Source organism: Shewanella sp. BJSY2023SW005 (genome assembly GCF_047314585.1).
GTDB lineage: Bacteria > Pseudomonadota > Gammaproteobacteria > Enterobacterales > Shewanellaceae > Shewanella > Shewanella algae.
The window spans coordinates 25,162-44,384 of sequence record NZ_JBKORJ010000020.1 but is presented as its reverse complement, the minus strand read 5'-3'; the positions used below and the strand labels follow the sequence as shown (position 1 = coordinate 44,384).

The window sequence follows — 19,223 nt, the reverse complement described above, 5'->3', positions numbered from 1 at the left end:
ATGCAAGCACTGGAGCCATTGAGTTTACCGCTGAGCGGCCGGCGCCTGATTGAGGCCAGTGCCGGAACCGGCAAGACCTACACCATTTCCGGCCTCTATCTGCGCTTATTGCTGGGTGATTTTGAGCGCCCTGGCCTCAGCTGTGAGCAGATCCTGGTGGTCACCTTTACCAACGCCGCCACCGAAGAGCTACGCGACAGAATACGCAAAAGGATCCGCAGCTGTTATCAGCGCTTTATCGGCTTAAGCGTCAAAGACGATTTTATCGAGCAGCTTTATCAGCGCTGCCCGCCAACGCAGCGTGCAACCGCCCTCAAGCAGCTGGATCTGGCGCTCAAGAGCCTGGATGAAGCCGCCATTTTTACCATTCACGGCTTTTGCCAGCGGATCCTCTCGGATATGGCCTTTGAGTCGGCGCTGCTGTTCGAGTCGGAATTTACCCTGGATGACAGCGAATATCTGCGCCAGAGTGTGCGCGATTTCTGGCGCCATGTCTGCTATCGGCTGCCAACAGCGCTGGCGACCGCGATAGCCGCCCATTACGCCACTCCGGATGCGCTGGGGCGCGAATTGAGACCGCTGCTCGGCGCCAGTCAAGCGAGCGCCAACCGCGACCCGGGGAAATTCGACCAATATGCCGAGCAGTTGCAGACTCAGCTCGCAAGGCTACGACTGAGCTGGCCAAGAGAAAGGGACGCCACCGAGGCCCTGCTCCACAGCCTGCCGCTCAACGGCACCAGCTATGGCAAGCAGGCCGATGGCTACCCCAAGCTCACGGCCATGCTGGAGCAGATGGACAACTGGGCCAAGTATCATCAGGGGCTGCCGACCCCGAAACTCCTGGACAGCCTGGCTCTCGGGTCACTGAAACTGAGAAAAGGCGGCGAAATCCCTACAGCACAACAGGCGCCGCTACTGGCGCAGATAGAAGCGCTCAGAGACAGCGTAGACTCGCTTATTCCGGCATTTCTCTATCAGGCAAGAGCCCAGATAGCCGAGCGTTTTGCCGAGCTCAAGGCCGAGCGCAACTTGCTGAGCCCGGACGATCTGCTGCTGACCCTGGCCAAGGCCATAGACGGCCTGACCCAGACGGCGCCGGATAGCGGCCTTGCCATAGGTGAGCAGCTCAAGCAGGAAATAGGCAAACGCTTCCCGGTGGCACTTATCGACGAATTTCAGGATACGGATCCGCTGCAGTTTGCAATTTTCTCCGGCATCTACCCGGCGCAATTGCCGCAGCAGGATGCGGATGCCGGCGCCGAGCCTGAACCCAAGCCTGATCCAAGTCGCACGCTGTTGATGATAGGCGATCCCAAGCAGGCGATTTACGCCTTTCGCGGCGCCGATATCTATACCTATATTGAGGCCAGGCGCAATACCGCCGATCACTATAATCTGGACACCAACTACCGCTCGGCCTGCAACATGATTGCAGCGGTCAACCGCCTGTTTGCCGGTCGCAGCGATCCTTTTATCAGCGACGCCATCCCGTTCGAGCCGGTCAAGGCCAATGACGCTGGCAGTAAACAGCTGCTCGCGCCCGGCAGAGACTCGGCGGCGCTGCAGCTCAGGCTGCTCAAGGAAGATCCGGACAAAGGCCTCAACAAGACCCAGGCCCGTAAACTGCTGGCCGAAGATACCGCCGCCGAAATCGTGCGCCTGCTCAATGCCGCCAACCGCGGCGAGTGCCGCCTCACCGGCAGTGAGCAGCCGCTGCGCGCCCGGGATATCGCCATTTTGGTGCGCGACAGAAATGAAGCCGCCGTCATGCAACAAGCGCTCAATAGCCGCCAGATCGGCGCCGTGTTCCTCAGCCGCGACTCGGTAATGGTCACGGAGGAAGCGCGGGAAATCGCCCTTATCCTCAAGGCGCTCGCCAGCCCCAGGGATGAACGGGCGATTCGCTCGGCACTGGCCTGCCGCTTGCTGGGCTTCAGCGCCAATAAGATCCATGAGTTCAACCAATCTGAGACACTGCGCGCCGAGGTGCTCGATACCTTCATGTCGCTGCATGAGCTCTGGAGCCGCCGCGGCATCATGCCGGCGCTGCTCAATCTCGCGGATCACTGGCAACTGCTGGAACGGCTCGGCCGTGAGGCCAACGCCGAGCGGCGTCTCACCGATTTTCGTCATCTGGCGGAACTGCTGCAGCAAAAATCCACCGAACTCGAAGGCATGAGCGCCCTGGTCAACTGGTTTGAGCAGGAACTGCTCTCCGGCCAAAGCCGTGAAGAGCAGCAACTGAGACTCGCCAGCGAGCAAAACCTGGTGCAGATAGTCACCATCCATAAGAGTAAGGGGCTGGAATATCCTGTGTGCTTCATCCCCTTTGTCAGCCTGGCCCGCGACGGCAGTCGCCGCCCCTCGCCCATGCTGTACCACAAGGACAATCAATTAGTCTGGGATCTGGACGCCAGTGACGAAGGCTGGGAAGCCTGTAAACGCGAGACGCTGGCCGAAGATCTGCGCCTCTTGTATGTGGCGCTGACCCGGCCCGTATATCGCTGTTATCTGGGGCTGGCCAATCACTGCCGCATGAACAAGACGGGCATAAACAGCTTTTTGAAAGACACCGCCATAGGCTATCTGCTCGACATTGAAGACAAGGACTGTGACGGCGACAGGTTGCAAAGCGCCGCCGCATCCCTTGTTTGCGAGGCTATCTCCTTGACCGGGATAGGCGATGCAGACCCAAGTCGCCTTCAAGGCACTGAAAGCCACTCCCAAAGCCCACTTTGTGCCCAGGTGCCGGCGGCGCGTCAAGGCGCGCCCTGGCGGGTCGGCAGCTATTCCGGCTTGGTCAAACATCTGCCCCACGAACGGGTGCTGCCGGGCGCCGGTGATGAGGAGTTTGAAATCGAGCCGGCCTCTGTCTATGAACCACAGGATGTCTTACAAGCCAACCGCTTCAGCTTCGAGCGCGGCGCCAATGCCGGTTCTTTTATGCACCTGGTACTGGAGAAAATCGACTTTACCCAGGCCGAGGAGGAGCTCTTGCTGCATCTGCCCCAGGCGATGCAGCAATACGGCATCGACAGCGATTGGCAAGATGTGCTTTATGACTGGTATCGGGATCTGCTTAACGCCGACATCGCTCTGCCCCAGGGGCAGAGTCTGCGCCTTGGCGACCTCAGCAAGCGCCAAAAGCTGGTGGAGATGGAGTTTTATCTGCCCATTGGCGGCGATACCCAGCTTATCGATACCGAGCTCAGTCGCTTGCTGGCCAAGCACGGTTATGGCGGTGAACTGCGCTTCGATGCCTTCAAGGGCATGCTCAAGGGGTTTATCGATCTTACCTTTGAATATCAGGGCCGTTTCTATATTGCCGATTATAAATCCAACCATTTGGGGGACGATTTCAGCGATTACCGCCAGGACAAGATGGCCGCAGCCATCAGCGAGCACAGATACGATCTCCAGTACCTACTCTACAGCCTGGCGCTGCACAGATACCTGAGCCTCAAACTGCCGGACTATTGTTATCAAAACCATTTCGGCGGCTGCTGTTATCTGTTTTTACGGGGCATGTCCGCGGCCCATCCCGGCGCCGGGGTGTTTGTGGACAGGCCGGATGAAGCGGTGATCCTGGCCCTGGATGCCTTACTCAAGGGTGAGTCGCCCTCGAGCGCCCCTCAGTTGGAGTTGAGTCTATGACAGATAGCCCATCAATACTGCAAAGCAGCCAAGCTGTTACTGCGCTGCTCAAGCAATGGGAAGAGCAGCGGCTGCTGACGGCGCTCGACCGCCACTTTGCGCTGCAGATGGCCGCCATTCACCGGGAGCCATCGCCGCTGTTTCTGCTGCTGTGCGCCCTGCTGAGCCGCCAGTTATCATCGCAGCACGCCTGCCTGCCACTGGGGAGCATAGCGTTTGATAATCCGCTCGCAGAGCCCCACCCCAGTGTGCGCCTCAATACCGACCCGGCAAGCCTTGAGCTGGCGGTGGCCAATTTTGCCGCCGTCGGCGCCCCGGGTGAAGACAAACCCTTGATCCTCGACGCTGGCCGCCTCTACCTCAAACGCTATTATGATTTTGAGTGCCGGGTCGCCCGGCGACTCACCGCCATGGCCGCCACTGAATACCCCGCCACCGACGAAGTGCGGCGCGCGCTGGATTGCCTGTTTTTGCCGCCCGCCAGCCATACTGGCCAAGCGACTAATGATGCAGCTCAAACTGATAGCGAAACTCAAACTGATAGAGAAAATTCCGGCAAACGCGATTGGCAAAAAGTCGCCACCGCCACCGCCTATTGTCGCCAGTTGGCGGTGATCACCGGCGGCCCGGGCACAGGCAAGACCACCACAGTCACTAAGCTACTGATGCTCCTGTGTCTCGGCAGTGAGATGAACATACGTCTGGTGGCCCCCACGGGTAAGGCGGCTGCGCGCCTGACCGAATCGATAAAGGCCTCCAAACAGCGCCTGGCCAAAGAACTTCTTCCCTTTGCCGCCGAGCTTGACCTTGGCGCCATAGACAAGATCCCCGAAGAAGCCGCCACTTTGCATCGTCTGCTGGGGGTGATCCCCGGCTCGCACAAATTCCGTCATCACCAGGACAACCCGCTGCATCTGGATCTGCTGATTGTCGATGAAGCCTCCATGGTGGACTTGCCTATGATGGACCGGCTGCTCGATGCCCTGCCCGCCAATGCCAGGTTGATACTGCTCGGGGATCAGGATCAGCTGGCCTCTGTGGAAGCCGGCGCCGTGCTCGCCGATATCTGCGCCGGTCTGCGCCACCAGCAGGACTGGCGCATGCGTTACAGCGCCGAGTTTGCCGCAACACTGACAAGGCTCACCGGCTTTGACCTCAGCGATTGCGTCAATCTCGCCCCCGGCATAGGCAATAATCTTTGTATGCTGCGTCACAGCCACAGATTCCGCGGCGATGCCGGCATAGGCGTGCTGGCCAAGGCGGTCAACCTCAGTGATGGCACCGCGATAACTGATGCCTGGAATGGCGGCTATCAGGAGCTTGAGTGGCTGGAAATCGGTAAACAGCAGCAGGGGCTGGCTCAGCTTCTCAGCCAAGCCTGTGAGCACTACCGCGACTATCTGGAAGTGGTGCACAGGCCGGACATCAGCGCCGAGGAGATCATCGCCCGTTACAACCGCTTTCGACTGCTGTGCGCCACCCGTGGCGGCGATTTCGGTGTCGAGGGGATCAATCGGCAACTGACACAAGTGTTGAAACAGGCCGGATTGATCGCCCCGCAGCAGGAGTTTTATCCGGGCCGGCCGCTGATCATCCAAAGCAACGATTACAACCTGGGGCTGTTTAACGGCGATATCGGCGTTATTCTGCCCGACCGAGACAGCAACAGGCTGCTGGCGCACTTTATTCAGGCCGACGGCAGTGTGCTCAAGGTGTTGCCGGCGCGTCTTCCCGGCCACGAGACCTGTTTTGCCATGACAGTGCACAAGTCCCAGGGCAGTGAATTTGATTCTGTGGCCTTGGTGTTGCCGCCGAGCCCGAGCCCGGCGCAGCTGCAACTGCTCACCAAGGAGCTGATCTACACCGCCATTACCCGCGCCAAACAACATTTTTGCTGCCTGGGCAACAGCTCAGTGTTTGACGGCGCCTGTCGTCGCCTCACGCGCCGGGCCTCAGGGCTGGCCGATAGGCTGTGGCAGTGATTGTGGCAGAGATTGTGGCTATGGCGGCTTTGGCCGCGACTGGCTGGGACGATAGCGAGAACAGCAACCGGGCCAGATGCCATACGGCCCGTTTCACTCTGGCGGCAAAATAACCAGATGAGAGCCTGCGTCAGCTGCCGTTATACTCAAGGCCTGTCTAAGCAGGCATAATATCGGCCAAGGTTATTTATCAGGCCGCTCAGTCAGGAGAATTCATGAGCAAAACCCATATCTTGTTACTCTGTGGCGGCGGGGCCGCCGAGCACAGTATCTCTCTGATGTCGGCTGACTATATCGAAAGCTGCCTGGCAAATATTCCCGACATGGAAGTGCTCAGGTTGGAGCTGGACGCCGCCGGCCACTACCACACCAAGCAGGGCCAGGTTTGCGAGCTGACCAATCGCCGTGAAGTGCGCTTCGATGAGGCCGAGCCCAGCTGGCCGGTGGACTATGTGATCCCTTGCATTCACGGCTATCCGGGTGAGACCGGCGATATTCAGTCCTATTTCAATCTGATCAACCTGCCCTATTTCGGTTGCGGCTCCGAACCCAGCAGCAACTGCTTCAACAAGGTCACGGCCAAGATGTGGTTCAGTGCGCTCGGCATCCCCAATACCCCTTATCTGTTTCTCAGTGAAGCCGGTGAAGCGGCCAACACCCGCTGCCGTGAGGCCTTGAATGAATGGGGCTCACTGTTTATCAAGGCGGCATCCCAAGGGTCATCCGTCGGCTGTTACCGGGTGGACAACGGCGATGATATCCCCTCGGTGCTGGAGCAAGCCTTCAGTTACTCCCCCTACGTGGTGGTGGAAAAGACCATCAAAGCCAGGGAGCTGGAAGTGGCCGTATATGAATACCAGGGTGAAGTGATAGCCACAGTGCCGGGTGAGATCATCTGCGCCAACAACACCTTCTACAGCTTCGATGAGAAGTATGATGCCAAGAGCAAGGCGGTGACCAAGGTCGAGGCCGAATTGAGCCAAGCGCAAATCGATACCATACGCGATTATGCCATTCGCGCCTTTAAGGGCATGAAGCTGTCCCACCTGTCGCGTATCGACTTCTTCCTTACCGATGAAGGCGAGATACTGCTCAATGAGATCAATACCTTCCCGGGCATGACGCCCATCTCCATGTTCCCCAAGATGCTCAGCAACAATGGCCATGATGTCAGCGAGTGGTTGGTGAGTAACATAAGACGCCATCTGAGCGAACCGCTCAAGTAAAGCATCAGTCCTGAGCCAAGCACCAACCGGACCGAAGCAAAACCACACCCGCCACTCGCGCGGGTGTTCTTTATCCTGCTAAGCTGACAATAGGTGTGACGGCATGCAGGAGATCTTATGTTCAGTGCGATAGATATAGATCATCTGGTGTTGATCTGCAGCAGTCTGGAAACCAGCGAAGCATTCTACACCCAAGTGCTGGGGGCTCGGTTCGAGCGGCGGCTCGACGCCCCTAGCCTGCTGCAACTGAGATTCGGCGGTGCCCTTATCGATCTGGTGCCAAGAAGCGATCAACCCGCAGGCCTCAATATGGCGCACTTCTGCCTCAATATTGCCGCCAAGGATGAAGCCTCAGTGCTGCAACACCTGGAGCAACACGGCGTGCACCATGAAGGCTTTTCGGAAAAATATGGCGCCCGGGGATACAGCCGCTCTATCTATATTTACGATCCGGACGGCAATCAAGTAGAACTTAAACTCTTGAGTCGGCAACAGCAGAGCGGCCAATAAGGCGTTGCTTAATCATGGTTTTTGACTGGCGATTTAACAGATAAAAAAGCGCGCCGGGAAAGTCCGGCGCGCTTTTTTATGAAGCAATAGGCTCTGCCCATAGCTTTGGGCTCAGAAGCCTTCCACTCCCTGCATATCCGGCAGGTGGTGGGCTATCCCCTTGTGGCAGTCGATACAGGTCTTCTCACCGCTTGCCAGCGAGGTGGAGTGCATATTGGCCGCCCGCTGTGACTGACGGGTGAAGTCCATATACTGGAAGTTATGGCAGTTTCGACACTCCAGCGAGTCGTTGGCCTTGAGTCTGGCCCACTCATGCTCGGCCAGTTCGCGCCGCTTGGACTCGAACTTCTCCCGGGTATTGATGGTGCCGAACACCTTGCCCCACACCTCTTTGGAAGCCTGCATCTTACGGGCTATCTTGTCGGTCCAATTATGGGGAACATGACAGTCCGGACAGGTCGCCCGCACCCCGCTGCGGTTAGTAAAATGTATGGTGGTCTTCAGCTCCTGATAGACGTTGTTCTCCATCTCGTGGCAACCGATACAAAAGGCCTCCTGGTTGGTGGCTTCCAAGGCAGTGTTGAAACCACCCCAGAAGATGATCCCGGCAACAAAGCCTCCCAGGGTCAGAAAACCCAGACTGAAGTGAACACTGGGCCGGTTCAGCACCCGCCATATCTGTTTCAGTTTCTCAAACATAGCGACTCCTAATGGCTGGCTGGGTTTTCAGCCCCGGACTTGAGCAAGTGATCCATATCGACAAAGTCATTCTCCACCATCAATCTGGCGTCCAGTTGCGGCACATGGCACTGGGTACAGAAATAACGTCTGGGCGACAACTCGGCCAGAAAGTTATTGTCTCTGTCCATATAGTGAGTCACGCTCACCATAGGTGCCTGCGATTCGCCGGTGCGACTGCGGGCATGACAGGACATGCACTTGTTGACCTTAAGATCCAGCTGGTAGCCGTCTATCTTGTGCGGTATAACCGGCGGTTGCATCGGATAGTTACGGGTCTGTTTGATATCCGTATTTCTCACCTTCTGCATCACAGGCGGTGTCGGCTGGCTATTGAGCGGCGCCTGACGCAAAGTCGCCACCTTATCTTCGGGAATACCGGCAGCGTTGACAGTCAAAGTGGTCATAAGTGCAGCGAAGGCCAACAGGGTATGATTCGATTTCATCTTCTTATCCTCCTCAGGCCTTCATCACTTTCACGGCACACTTCTTGAAATCGGTCTGCTTGGACAGCGGATCCGTGGCATCCAGAGTCACCTTGTTGATCAACTGACTGGCATCGAACCAGGGGACAAACACCAAACCCACCGGTGGCTTGTTGCGGCCGCGGGTTTCCACCCGGGTCAGTATCTCGCCGCGGCGGGACACTACCTTGACCTCATCACCTCGGCGCAGGCCGCGTTTTTTGGCATCATCCGGATGCATAAAGCACACGGCATCCGGGAAGGCGCGATAGAGCTCGGGTACCCTCTGGGTCATGGAGCCTGAGTGCCAATGCTCAAGTACCCGCCCGGTAGAGAGCCAGAGATCATATTCTGCATCCGGGGATTCTGCCGCCGGCTCGTATGGCAGCGCGAAGATAACCGCCTTGCCGTCTTTTTTGCCATAAAACTCAAAGCCCTTGCCGGGTTTAACGTAGGGATCCGAGCCCTCACGGTAGCGCCAGAGGGTTTCTTTGCCGTCAACCACAGGCCAGCGCAAACCATGGGCCTGGTGGTACATTTCAAAGGGAGCCAAGTCGTGACCATGACCACGGCCAAAGGTGGCGTATTCTTCAAAAAGCCCCTTTTGCACATAGAAACCAAAGTGCTTGGCCTCGTCGTTCAGGTACTTGCTGTCGCTTTCACTGAGAGGGAACTTATTGACATTGCCGTTCTGGTACAACACTTCATACAAGGTCTTGCCCTTGTATTCGGGATTGGCCGCCAACACAGCCTCGGACCAGACTTCGTCTGTGGTAAAGCGCTTGGAAAACTCCAGCAACTGCCAGAGATCCGAGCGAGACTGTCCGGGCGCTGTCACCAACTGATGCCAGAACTGGGTGCGGCGCTCGGCGTTACCATAGGCGCCCTCTTTCTCCACCCACATGGCGGTGGGCAAAATGAGATCCGCGGCCTGAGTGGTAACCGTTGGGTAAGCATCGGACACCACAATAAAGTTTTCCGGATTACGGTATCCTGGCAAGCCTTCTTCGTTGATATTGGGGCCGGCCTGCATATTGTTATTCACCTGCACCCAGTAGCAGTTGAGATCGCCATCTTTCAGACGCCGGTTCTGCTCTACCGCGTGGTAGCCTGGCTTGGGCGGAATGATCCCGGAAGGGATTTTCCAGATGGTCTCGGCAATCTTGCGGTGCTCTGGATTATTCACCACCAGATCCGCCGGCAAGCGATGGGAGAAGGTGCCCACTTCCCGCGCAGTACCGCAGGCTGAAGGTTGACCTGTGAGTGAAAACGGACTGTTGCCCGGGGTGGCTATTTTGCCGGTCAGCAAATGGATATTGTAGATAAGGTTGTTACACCAAACCCCGCGGGTATGCTGGTTAAAGCCCATGGTCCAGAAGGAGGTCACCTTCACCTCGGGATCGGCGTAGAGTTTCGCCAGCTCCAGCAATTTATGTTCGGGTACGCCCGAGAGCTTGCTGACCTTCTCCAGGCTGTAATCGGCGACAAACGCCTTGAACTGATCGAAGTCCATCGGGGTGGATTCACCGGCGGTGGCCACGTTCTTGGCTTTTTGCTGCAACGGATGTGAGGGCCGCAGGCCATAGCCGATATCGGTTGTACCTCTGCGGAAGTTCACATGCTTGTTGACGAAGTCCCAATTAACCTTGTCATTGCTGATGATGTAGTTGGCGACATAGTTGAGAATGGCCAGATCGGTTTGCGGCGTGAAGACAATCGGCAAGTCGGCCAAATCAAAGCTTCTGTGCTCGAAGGTGGACATCACAGAGACTTTTACATGGGGCGCGCTAAGGCGTCTGTCTGTGACCCGGCTCCAGAGGATTGGGTGCATCTCGGCCATGTTGGAGCCCCAAAGCACAAAGGCGTCGGCAGCTTCAATATCGTTGTAGCAGCCCATGGGCTCGTCCATGCCAAAGGTACGCATAAAACCGCCCACGGCCGAGGCCATACAGTGACGGGCGTTGGGATCGATATTATTGGAGCCGAAACCCGCCTTCATCAGCTTGGAAGCAGCATAACCTTCCCAAACCGTCCACTGACCTGAACCAAACATGCCCACCGCCGTCGGCCCTTTGGTCTTGATGGTGTGCTTCCACTTCTCGGCCATGATGTCAAAGGCCTGATCCCAACTGATAGGGGTAAATTCACCGTGCTTGTCGTATTTGCCGTCTGTCATCCGCAGCATGGGAGTCTGCAGCCTGTCATGGCCATACATGATCTTCGACAGGAAGTAGCCTTTAATGCAGTTGAGGCCGCGGTTGACCTCACTGTTGGCATCGCCATGGGTCGCCACGACCCGGCCTTCGCGGGTGGCCACCATCACAGAGCAGCCAGTACCGCAAAAGCGGCACGGCGCCTTGTTCCAATCTAACTGGGTGTGCTCTGAACTGGTGATCAGGTTGCTGGCTGTGGCAGGTAAAGCCAATCCGGCGACCCCGGCTGCCGCCATGGCGGCATTGGCCTTCATGAATTCGCGTCTGTTCATTTTCATTGCTCTTCCTCTTCGAGCTGTTCACACTGGTGATACACCATAGCGGTGGAGATCACGCCCTTGAGGGCATTGATCTTGTCCATGGTGGCGAGGATCGCCTGTTCGGTCGGGCCTTCCAGCACCACAACCAGCTTGCTTTCATCGTTAACCGACAACTCGGCATTGCCGAATGACAGAATTTGCTGACGAACGCTGGCCATCTTGGGTGGCATCACCTGAAGGATCAGGCTGCTGACATGCAATTCCCTACTCATCTCGTTCCCCTGTTTTAAGGACTCTCGTTATGCTGGCGTTAACCGGCTCCCGGTGGACCGGTTAAAATTTGACTGAACCAGATGGCAAAACCCAGACCGCTGACCAGTAAAACCGACAGCAGGGGTGCCAAAAAAACCGTCAGGAAGATAAATATCTTCAGCTCCAGACGTTTTTCATCAGTACTCGGTGTCTCGCTCATGGCTCCTCCCTAGGCGCTATGAAGATGGCTTGCTGCTGTGCTGTTCCAGGGCAACGGCCGCCAAGCCAGGCAGATTAAAGCCGCCTTTGAAATGCAACTTGTTTTTCGATTTCAATCATAAAGGCAAAGTGTTAACAAACTGTATACCCCCAAGTTGGTAAACACCTGATGCCGTTGATCTGGATCATATAAATAGCCGGCAAAAGACGGATATCACAGCTTTCAACCGCCTCAATCGATTGTAATTTCGACATTTTCCGTTTTTAGCTATTCAGGCTTACATGAAATACAGCAAAGAAGTGGCTATTTCGCCAATAAAGAGAGGTCAAAAAACCAACGAAATAAGCAAAATATCCATTAGGGAGTAGAGCCCAGCCTGGGCAGGCTTCAAAGGCATAGATCGACAATCAAGGGCGAAACAGAATCCTGTTCTATGTCACAGAACTCAGTAAAAACAGTATCTTGCAGTTGAAGCAACTAGCGTGGAGCCTTAGCATTATCATGCATTTTAGTTAAGTCTTTTAATTTCAGGGCAGACTTCACACGCCTGATTGTACGTCGCCCAACCAAGGAGAGCCTTTAGTGAATCCCTTCCCCCACTCTGCTGCCACACTCCCCATTTTGCTCGGCCTGAGCCTGTCATTTTCCGTTGTCGCAGCAGACAAAACATCGAGCCTGCAATATCAGACCTGGGCCCAAACCGCCGAAGAACTGCAGCGGGAAGATATGCTTGAGAAAAACCCCGCCAGCGTCATCCTCTGGGCTGGCTCGGCTTATGCCGAGGAGTACCATAGCCCCAGAGGGCATCACTTTGCCGTCGCCGATGTCAGCCATAGTCTACGCAGTGGTGTTAGCCCCAAGGCTGGTGAAACAGCCCTGTCGGCCAGCTGTTGGACCTGTAAGACGCCGGATGCGCCCAGGCTGATGAAAGAGCTGGGCGTCGAAGGCTTCTCGGCCAAGAGCTTTGCCGAGCTGGGTCCGGAAATCCAAAACCCTGTGTACTGCTCCGATTGCCATACCCAGGGCTCAGCTGAACTGACACTGCCAAGACCTCATGCCCAGGACGCCATGGCCAAAGTGCACAAACCCTTTGGTGAACAAAATCAGTCGATGCAGCAATCACAGGTTTGCGGCCAATGCCATGTCACTTATTACTTCCAGCCTGAGCGTCAGGACAAGGTCAATATCCCCTGGATCTTCGGCAACAGCGCCGATGAGATAGAAAAGTATTATGATGCCCGGCAGTTTTTCGAGTGGGTGCACCCGGTATCGAGAACGCCGCTGGTGAAGGCGCGCCATCCCGAGTTTGAACATTGGAATCGCAGCGCCCACGCCAAGGCTGGTATCAGTTGTGTCACCTGTCATATGACCCAGGAAACCAGCGCCGACGGCAAATCTTTCACCAACCACAAGATAACCAACCATCTGCCGGACTTTGAAGCGGCCAATTGCAGCAGTTGTCACCAGAGTCAGCAGCAAATTACCCAGCTGATTACCGACAACAAGGCGCTGCTGGAAGCCAAGGCGCAGCAGTTACAGGAACTGCTTATCAAGGCCCATTATGAAGCCGGCGCCGCCTGGAAGGCAGGAGCCCAATGGCAACAGATAGGGTATGCCATCATGGGGATACGACATGCACAGTGGCGCTGGGACTTTGCCATGTCATCCCACGGTATTCACGCCCACAACGCCAAAGAGGGTGAAGCCCTGCTGGACAAGGGCTTAGAGCAGATCCGCACTGCCAGAGAGATATTGAGCAAGCTGAATGCCGACCTTGGCGTAATCCGAGTCGATTATCCGGACTACAGTACCAAGGCCAAGGCGCAGGCCGCCATAGGCGTAGAGCTGGAAAAACTGACCGAGGAGAAGCAAGCCTTTATCGAGACCGAAGTTAAAAAACATTGGTCCAAGGCTGCAAACTTCGGCTATTGAGCGGCAAGGTGAACAATAGCCGGGATGAGAGCCAAGCCTTAATCAAAACATGCAATTTTGATTGGAGAATAAGCGGCGTTCAACAATAGCCGCGGTGGGAAATATGGCCGTTTACCAGGCGGGCACCAGCAGGCACTGTATTGTTCTTGCTGTGCTCTGGGCCCGCCTGTTTTTTTATCGCGTCCACTTTAGGAGCCAGCTGCAGCTGTCCAGTTAAAACTGCTGCAACTGGTTAAGGATGCGCTTTTCCGATATCGGATAGGCAGTGCCCAGACTCTGAGCAAAACAGCTGACCCTGTACTCTTCCAGCATCCAGCGCACCTCGGCCAGCGCCTCCGGTACCGCCTGGCTGCGCGGCACCTTGGCAAGCGCGGCCTTGAACTCTGTCTCGGCGTTGTGAATGCTGTGCAGGTGCAAACGGTCACGGTTGGGATCCACCGGCAGCTTGTCCAGGCGCAGCTCAATCGCCTTGAGATAGCGGATCAGATCGCCAAGACGTCGCCAACCGGAAGCTTCAACAAATCCCTTGAACACCAGGGTGTCCAATTGGCTTTGAATATCACTCATGGCAAAGGCGATATCCAGGCTGATTTTGCCCTTGAGACGCTTACGGATCTTCTGGTGCAAGGTCAAAATCTGCTCTACTTTGAGGGCGATGGCCGCTGCGGTTTCATTGAGCTCGGCCCTGACAATCTCCTTGGCTTTGGCAAAGTCATCGGCGCTGCGGACATCCAACTGCTGCTCATCCAAAAGCTGCTGAATTGCCGCGGCAATAATGTCATCTATCAGTATCTGCACCTGGCCGAAAGGATTGAAATACATCGCCAGTTTGGCCTTGTTGGGCAAGGCCTGCTGTAGATGTTTCACCGGCGATGGAATATTGATAAGCAGCAGCTTTCTCAGTCCTTGTCTGTGGTGGGAAAGAGCCTGCTGTTCGTCATCAAATAATTTGATGGAAACTGTATCACCGGCATCCACCAAGGCGGGGAACGCCTTCACCTCATAGCTGCCTTTGCGGCTTTGATATTCTTTCGGCAGGTCGCCAAAGTTCCATTCGGTCAGGGCGTTTTGCTCTATGCCCTTGTCGGCAACCTTGCGTATCGCTTGGTTCACCTGCCCCTGCAATGATGCCTTGAGACTGTCGAGAGCCCGGCTCTGAGCCAGGAGTTTGCCCTTGTCGTCTTCCACCTTGAAGTTCATCTTCAGATGGTCGGCAATGGCGTTGAGATCGAAATCCTCCGGATTGACACGGGTGCCACTCATTCTCAGCAGCTGTTTGCACAGGGAGGGCAACAAAGGCTGGGCAAAAGGTTCCATCGCCTGCACACAGGCGCGGGCATAATCCGGCGCCGGCACAAAATTGCGCCGCAGCGGTTTGGGCAAGGACTTGATCAGGGCAACACACTTCTCCTCTCTGAGCCCCGGCACCTGCCAGTCAAAATCGGTTTCATCCAACTGATTGAGCAGCGCCACCGGAATAAGCACAGAGACGCCGTCATCCTCGGCCGCCGGTTCAAAATGGTAACTCAGCTTGAGGCTGAGATTGCCCTGCTGCCAGCTGTCGGGGAAGTCCAATGCCGATACATGGGTGTCATCCCTTTGCATCAAGAGTTCGCGGCTGAAATTGAGCAGCTCAGGGGTCTCTTTCCTGGCCTGTTTCCACCAGGTGTTGAATTTGGGCTGGTTGTATATCCCTGGTGGAATGCGCTCATCGTAGAAGGCGAACAAGGCATCTGTATCCACCAGAATGTCGCGCCGCCGCGACTTATGTTCGAGATCTTCCACCTCTTCGAGCAACGCCTGGTTGGCCTTGAAGAAGGCTTCATTGCAGCGCAGCTCACCCTCGGCCAGAGCCGAGCGAATAAAGATTTCCCGAGCCTTAACCGGCTCCAGCGGGCCAAACTGTACCCGGCGGCGGTTGACTATGGTGAGGCCATAGAGCACCTGATTTTCCAGGGCGATCACACTGCCCTGTTTGGCTTCGAAATGAGGCTCGTTGTGCTGCTTCTTGACCAGATGCGCCGCCAGAGACTCGAGCCATACAGGGTCTATACGGGCGCAGGTACGGGCGAACAGGCGTGATGTTTCGGTAAGCTCGGCCGCCATAATCCACTTGGGGCCCTTCTTGGCCAGCGGCGAGCCGGGAAACACAAAGAAGCGCCGGTTGCGGGCCCCCAGATACTCGTTGTCTTTATCCTTGAAACCGATATGGCTCAGCAGCCCCGAGAGCAGCGCCTGGTGCAGTGGCTCATATTCGGCGGCCTGACTGTTGAGGCGCCACTTGAGGTCGTGCACACTCTGACGCAGCTGGGCATAGAGATCCTGCCATTCGCGAATACGCAAATAGGCCAGATACTCGGCCTTCACCTGCTTGCGGAACTGGCTGGATGACAGGCTCTTCTGCTGCTCTTTGAGGTACTGCCACAGATTGAGCCAGGCAACAAAGTCGGAGTCTTTATCGGCAAAACGGCGATGGGCCTCATCGGCGGCCTGTTTCTTCTCATGTGGCCGCTCGCGGGGATCCTGAATCGATAACCCGGCAACAATCACCATCACCTCATGCAGACAGCCAAGCTTATTGGCCTCAAGCACCATGCGGGCCAAGCGGGGATCGACCGGGATCTTCGCCAGATCGCGCCCGAGCGGGGTCAGTTTCAGCGCCCCTTTGTGCTTGCTCACCGCCTGCAACTCTTCGAGCAGCAAGAAACCGTCGCGGATATGGCGCGGATCCGGTGGCTGAATGAAGGGGAAGCCCTCAATGTCACCCAGGCCTATGGCCAGCATCTGCAGGATCACGGATGCCAGGTTGGTGCGCAGAATTTCAGGATCGGTAAACTCCGGCCGATTGATAAAGTCCTGTTCGTCATAGAGGCGAATACAGATCCCCGGTCCAACCCGGCCGCAACGTCCCTGGCGTTGATTGGCACTGGCCTGGGAGATGGGCTCAATCGGCAAACGCTGCACCTTGGTACGATAGCTGTAGCGGCTTATCCTGGCGGTACCTGGGTCGATAACATAGCGGATCCCGGGCACAGTCAGCGAGGTTTCGGCCACGTTGGTGGCCAATACAATGCGCCGCCCTGGATGCGGCTTGAATACCTTGGACTGCTCGCCGTATGACAAACGGGCATAAAGCGGTAAGATCTCGGTATCGCGCAGGTTACGCTTTTTCAGCTGCTCAGCGGTATCGCGGATTTCGCGCTCGCCGTTCATGAAAATCAGAATGTCCCCCGGGCCTTCGCGACAGAGTTCATCGACGGCGGCAAAGATGCCGTCCATCAGATCCAAGTCGGCGTCGTCATCCTGCAACAGGGGGCGGTAGCGGGTTTCCACCGGATAAGTACGGCCGGACACTTCCACCACGGGCGCATTGTCAAAATGCTTGGAAAAGCGCTCCACATCTATGGTGGCCGAGGTGATAATCAACTTGAGATCCGGGCGCTTTTGCAAAATTTGCTTCAGATAACCCAGAATAAAGTCGATGTTGAGACTGCGCTCATGGGCTTCGTCTATGATGAGGCAATCATACTGACTGAGCCATTTATCCGATGCCAGTTCTGCCAGCAGGATACCGTCTGTCATCAACTTGATATAGGAGTCCTGGGAAACCGCATCGGCGAAACGAACCTTAAAACCCACCGCCTGACCCAGCTCTGTCTTGAGTTCATCGGCAACCCGGCTGGCCACGCTGCGGGCCGCCAGCCGTCTGGGCTGAGTGTGGCCAATCAGACCACGGCTGCCAAGCCCTAAGTCGAGACAGATTTTGGGCAGCTGAGTGGTCTTGCCCGAGCCGGTCTCACCGGCCACTATCACCACCTGATGATTGATGATGGCCGAGGCGATTTCATCGCGCTTTTGTGACACCGGCAGCTCATCCGGATACTCGATGACAGGTCTGTCTGCCAGCCTTTGCTGCGCCCTTTCATAAGCCTGCAGCGCGGCTTCACTGAGCTCGGCGAGTTTTTGCTGTTTGGCTTCTGAGTCGGGGCTTTTTTTCAAGCGAAACAAGCTGCGGCGAATGCGCGCCGCATCGGCCTGAAAGCAGAGATCCAGATATTCGCGGGAGAGTGGGTGCAGCTTAGCGTTCAAAACCTTTGTCCATTGGGATCAAAAACGGCGATCCTAACAAGGATACGCCGTCTTGGGTATGCTTACTGACTGATAACGCCCAAATTTCAGTCAAATCAAGCGTTGTTGTCAGGCCGGAGTCAAATAACACTGCTGCATATAGATGTTCATGGCCTTGAGCACATTGGTACGGTTGATGGTTCCCACCACCCGGCCATCTTCCACCACTGGGTATATTTTCGGCTTCTGCCCCAGCATCTGCTCGGCCAGCTGCAATATGCTGTCATCCGGCCTGACCCAAAGGACATCGGCGCGCATGCAGTCGCGCACCACGGCGGTCAAATCGCAGTGATAACTGCTCTTGAGCATGGCAGCCATACAGTCTTGCTGTGACAAAAAGCCCACCAGGCTTCCTGCTGCATCCACCACGGGCGCCCCACCCTTATTGGCCTCAAGCAGTTTTTCCACCGCAGTGGCTATCGACATATCCGCCTTCAGCAACACAGGCTGACGGTCCATATGATCACGTATTTTTATCGAATCCATAGCTTTCCCCAAGTTCAAAACGGCTTCATTGTTCAGTGTAGCCAATATTTTGCCCTTGGGGTTCAAGGCAGCAGCGATTGCCTCAATCCAAAATTTTAGTTATCCCGCCAGATCATCACTTCCGCCGCTTGATTGCTCTTGCGCCAGGCACGGTACATACCTTCGGTGTTGAACGGTGTTGCCACATTGCCTCTTTGGTCAATGGCAATCACCCCACCACTGCCGCCGGCTGAGATCAGCCGCTGATTGATCACTTCATCGGCGGCCTGCAAAATCGATTTTTGCTGATACTTGGCCCTGGCGCAGATATCGCCGGCCACATGGAAACGGATAAAGTACTCACCGTGGCCGGTCGCCGAAACGGCGCAGACACCGTTCTCGGCATAAGTGCCGGCACCTATTACAGGTGAATCACCGATGCGGCCATAACGTTTGGCTGTCATGCCGCCGGTCGAGGTCCCGGCTGCCAGGTTGCCCTGCTTATCCAATGCCACTGCGCCAACGGTACCGAACTTGTAATCAAGATCCAGAGGACTAAGACGCGCCTGAAAGTCTTTATTGGCTTCGGCGGCGTTGATTTTGGCCTTAGCATCGAGAAGCTGCTGATAGCGCGCTTCGCTGTCAAAGCGATTGCCGGGCACCAGCTCCATTCCCAACGTCAGGGCGAACTCCTCGGCGCCCGCCCCCGAGAGCATCACATGCTCTGACTTGTCCATCACGGCTCTGGCGAGATCGATTGGATGACGTATATGTTTAACCCCGGCCACTGCACCGGCATTCATGCTCTTGCCGTCCATAATGGAGGCATCCAGTTCATGAGCACCATCAAAGGTATACACTGCGCCGACTCCGGCATTAAACAAGGGACTGTCTTCCAGCACTCTGATGGCAGCCTGCACCGCCTCCATGCTGGCGCCGCCCTTATCCAGCACCTTATAACCGGCATTGACGGCTTCAGTCAGCTTGTCGCGGTAGGCTTTTTGCTGCTCTTCAGTCAAGGCCGCCTTGGAAATAGTGCCGGCGCCACCATGAATGGCAATCGCAAAAGGAGCCTCGGCCGCCCAGGCCGGCAGCAACCCAGGTAACAGGAGTCCCAGGCTCAGGGCAAGAGTTTTTATTTTTGTTTTCATTGTATTGCTTCCATATTAACGACTGCTG

The 19,223-nt window shown here is 56.1% G+C and carries 13 protein-coding genes; 5 read left to right on the top strand and 8 right to left on the bottom strand.

The features are described from left to right. The 4 genes from recB (at position 1) to ACMHXI_RS04520 (ending at position 7,372) form a co-directional block, all read left to right on the top strand. Positions 1-3,654, top strand: a complete 3,654-nt coding sequence (gene recB, locus ACMHXI_RS04535) for an exodeoxyribonuclease V subunit beta (RefSeq protein WP_413734135.1) — start codon at positions 1-3, stop codon at positions 3,652-3,654. After that, on the top strand, positions 3,651-5,636 hold the full coding sequence (gene recD, locus ACMHXI_RS04530) for an exodeoxyribonuclease V subunit alpha (protein WP_248952071.1): 1,986 nt from the start codon (positions 3,651-3,653) through the stop codon (positions 5,634-5,636). The genes recB and recD overlap by 4 nt, the downstream gene beginning before the upstream one ends. Before the next feature lie 215 nt (positions 5,637-5,851). Next, a complete protein-coding gene (locus tag ACMHXI_RS04525) occupies positions 5,852-6,862 on the top strand; it encodes a D-alanine--D-alanine ligase (protein ID WP_413734133.1) in 1,011 nt (336 codons plus the stop codon). Positions 6,863-6,979: 117 nt separating this feature from the next. After that, positions 6,980-7,372 carry a VOC family protein gene (locus tag ACMHXI_RS04520; protein ID WP_101058896.1) on the top strand — a complete coding sequence of 131 codons (393 nt, stop codon included), beginning with the start codon at positions 6,980-6,982 and terminating at the stop codon, positions 7,370-7,372. Positions 7,373-7,483: 111 nt separating this feature from the next. On the opposite strand, the gene ACMHXI_RS04515 is transcribed toward ACMHXI_RS04520, so the two are convergent. The 5 genes from ACMHXI_RS04515 to ACMHXI_RS04495 are packed head-to-tail and all read right to left on the bottom strand — an operon-like array spanning position 7,484 to position 11,519. Further along, positions 7,484-8,071, bottom strand: a complete 588-nt coding sequence (locus ACMHXI_RS04515) for a cytochrome c3 family protein (RefSeq protein WP_025009645.1) — start codon at positions 8,069-8,071, stop codon at positions 7,484-7,486. An 8-nt stretch (positions 8,072-8,079) separates the two neighbouring features. Then, complete coding sequence (locus ACMHXI_RS04510; RefSeq protein ID WP_101058895.1) at positions 8,080-8,556, bottom strand: nitrate reductase cytochrome c-type subunit; 477 nt, start codon at positions 8,554-8,556, stop codon at positions 8,080-8,082. A gap of 13 nt (positions 8,557-8,569) precedes the next feature. Beyond that, a complete protein-coding gene (gene napA / locus ACMHXI_RS04505; RefSeq protein ID WP_107004986.1) occupies positions 8,570-11,059 on the bottom strand; it encodes a nitrate reductase catalytic subunit NapA in 2,490 nt (829 codons plus the stop codon). 2 nt (positions 11,060-11,061) lie between these two features. After that, positions 11,062-11,319: a chaperone NapD gene (locus tag ACMHXI_RS04500; RefSeq protein ID WP_025009644.1), complete on the bottom strand. Its 258-nt coding sequence runs from the start codon at positions 11,317-11,319 to the stop codon at positions 11,062-11,064. Positions 11,320-11,357: 38 nt separating this feature from the next. After that, positions 11,358-11,519: a nitrate reductase gene (locus ACMHXI_RS04495; RefSeq protein ID WP_025009643.1), complete on the bottom strand. Its 162-nt coding sequence runs from the start codon at positions 11,517-11,519 to the stop codon at positions 11,358-11,360. 618 nt (positions 11,520-12,137) lie between these two features. Here ACMHXI_RS04495 and ACMHXI_RS04490 point away from each other — a divergent pair. Beyond that, the gene (locus ACMHXI_RS04490; RefSeq protein ID WP_413734350.1) at positions 12,138-13,451 is read left to right on the top strand and encodes an ammonia-forming cytochrome c nitrite reductase subunit c552; all 1,314 of its coding nucleotides are present in this window, start codon (positions 12,138-12,140) and stop codon (positions 13,449-13,451) included. A 213-nt stretch (positions 13,452-13,664) separates the two neighbouring features. Here the strand turns inward: ACMHXI_RS04490 and hrpA are convergent, their stop codons facing one another. The 3 genes from hrpA to ACMHXI_RS04475 form a co-directional block, all read right to left on the bottom strand. After that, the gene (gene hrpA, locus ACMHXI_RS04485) at positions 13,665-17,540 is read right to left on the bottom strand and encodes an ATP-dependent RNA helicase HrpA (protein WP_413734130.1); all 3,876 of its coding nucleotides are present in this window, start codon (positions 17,538-17,540) and stop codon (positions 13,665-13,667) included. A gap of 108 nt (positions 17,541-17,648) precedes the next feature. Next, complete coding sequence (locus tag ACMHXI_RS04480) at positions 17,649-18,065, bottom strand: CBS domain-containing protein (protein ID WP_028779284.1); 417 nt, start codon at positions 18,063-18,065, stop codon at positions 17,649-17,651. 95 nt (positions 18,066-18,160) lie between these two features. Then, positions 18,161-19,195 (bottom strand): isoaspartyl peptidase/L-asparaginase family protein, encoded by a 1,035-nt coding sequence (locus ACMHXI_RS04475; RefSeq protein ID WP_071237610.1) that lies wholly within the window; start codon positions 19,193-19,195, stop codon positions 18,161-18,163. Between the last annotated feature and the right edge of the window lie 28 nt (positions 19,196-19,223).

Excerpts from the sequence above, each read along its gene's own strand:
- recB (WP_413734135.1), top strand. The coding sequence starts at position 1 with ATGCAAGCACTGGAGCCATTGAGTTTACCGCTGAGCGGCCGGCGCCTG.
- ACMHXI_RS04495 (WP_025009643.1), bottom strand. The coding sequence starts at position 11,519 with ATGAGCGAGACACCGAGTACTGATGAAAAACGTCTGGAGCTGAAGATA.
- ACMHXI_RS04520 (WP_101058896.1), top strand. The coding sequence starts at position 6,980 with ATGTTCAGTGCGATAGATATAGATCATCTGGTGTTGATCTGCAGCAGT.
- ACMHXI_RS04475 (WP_071237610.1), bottom strand. The coding sequence starts at position 19,195 with ATGAAAACAAAAATAAAAACTCTTGCCCTGAGCCTGGGACTCCTGTTA.
- napA (WP_107004986.1), bottom strand. The coding sequence starts at position 11,059 with ATGAACAGACGCGAATTCATGAAGGCCAATGCCGCCATGGCGGCAGCC.
- ACMHXI_RS04510 (WP_101058895.1), bottom strand. The coding sequence starts at position 8,556 with ATGAAATCGAATCATACCCTGTTGGCCTTCGCTGCACTTATGACCACT.
- ACMHXI_RS04500 (WP_025009644.1), bottom strand. The coding sequence starts at position 11,319 with ATGAGTAGGGAATTGCATGTCAGCAGCCTGATCCTTCAGGTGATGCCA.
- ACMHXI_RS04480 (WP_028779284.1), bottom strand. The coding sequence starts at position 18,065 with ATGGATTCGATAAAAATACGTGATCATATGGACCGTCAGCCTGTGTTG.
- ACMHXI_RS04515 (WP_025009645.1), bottom strand. The coding sequence starts at position 8,071 with ATGTTTGAGAAACTGAAACAGATATGGCGGGTGCTGAACCGGCCCAGT.
- recD (WP_248952071.1), top strand. The coding sequence starts at position 3,651 with ATGACAGATAGCCCATCAATACTGCAAAGCAGCCAAGCTGTTACTGCG.
- ACMHXI_RS04525 (WP_413734133.1), top strand. The coding sequence starts at position 5,852 with ATGAGCAAAACCCATATCTTGTTACTCTGTGGCGGCGGGGCCGCCGAG.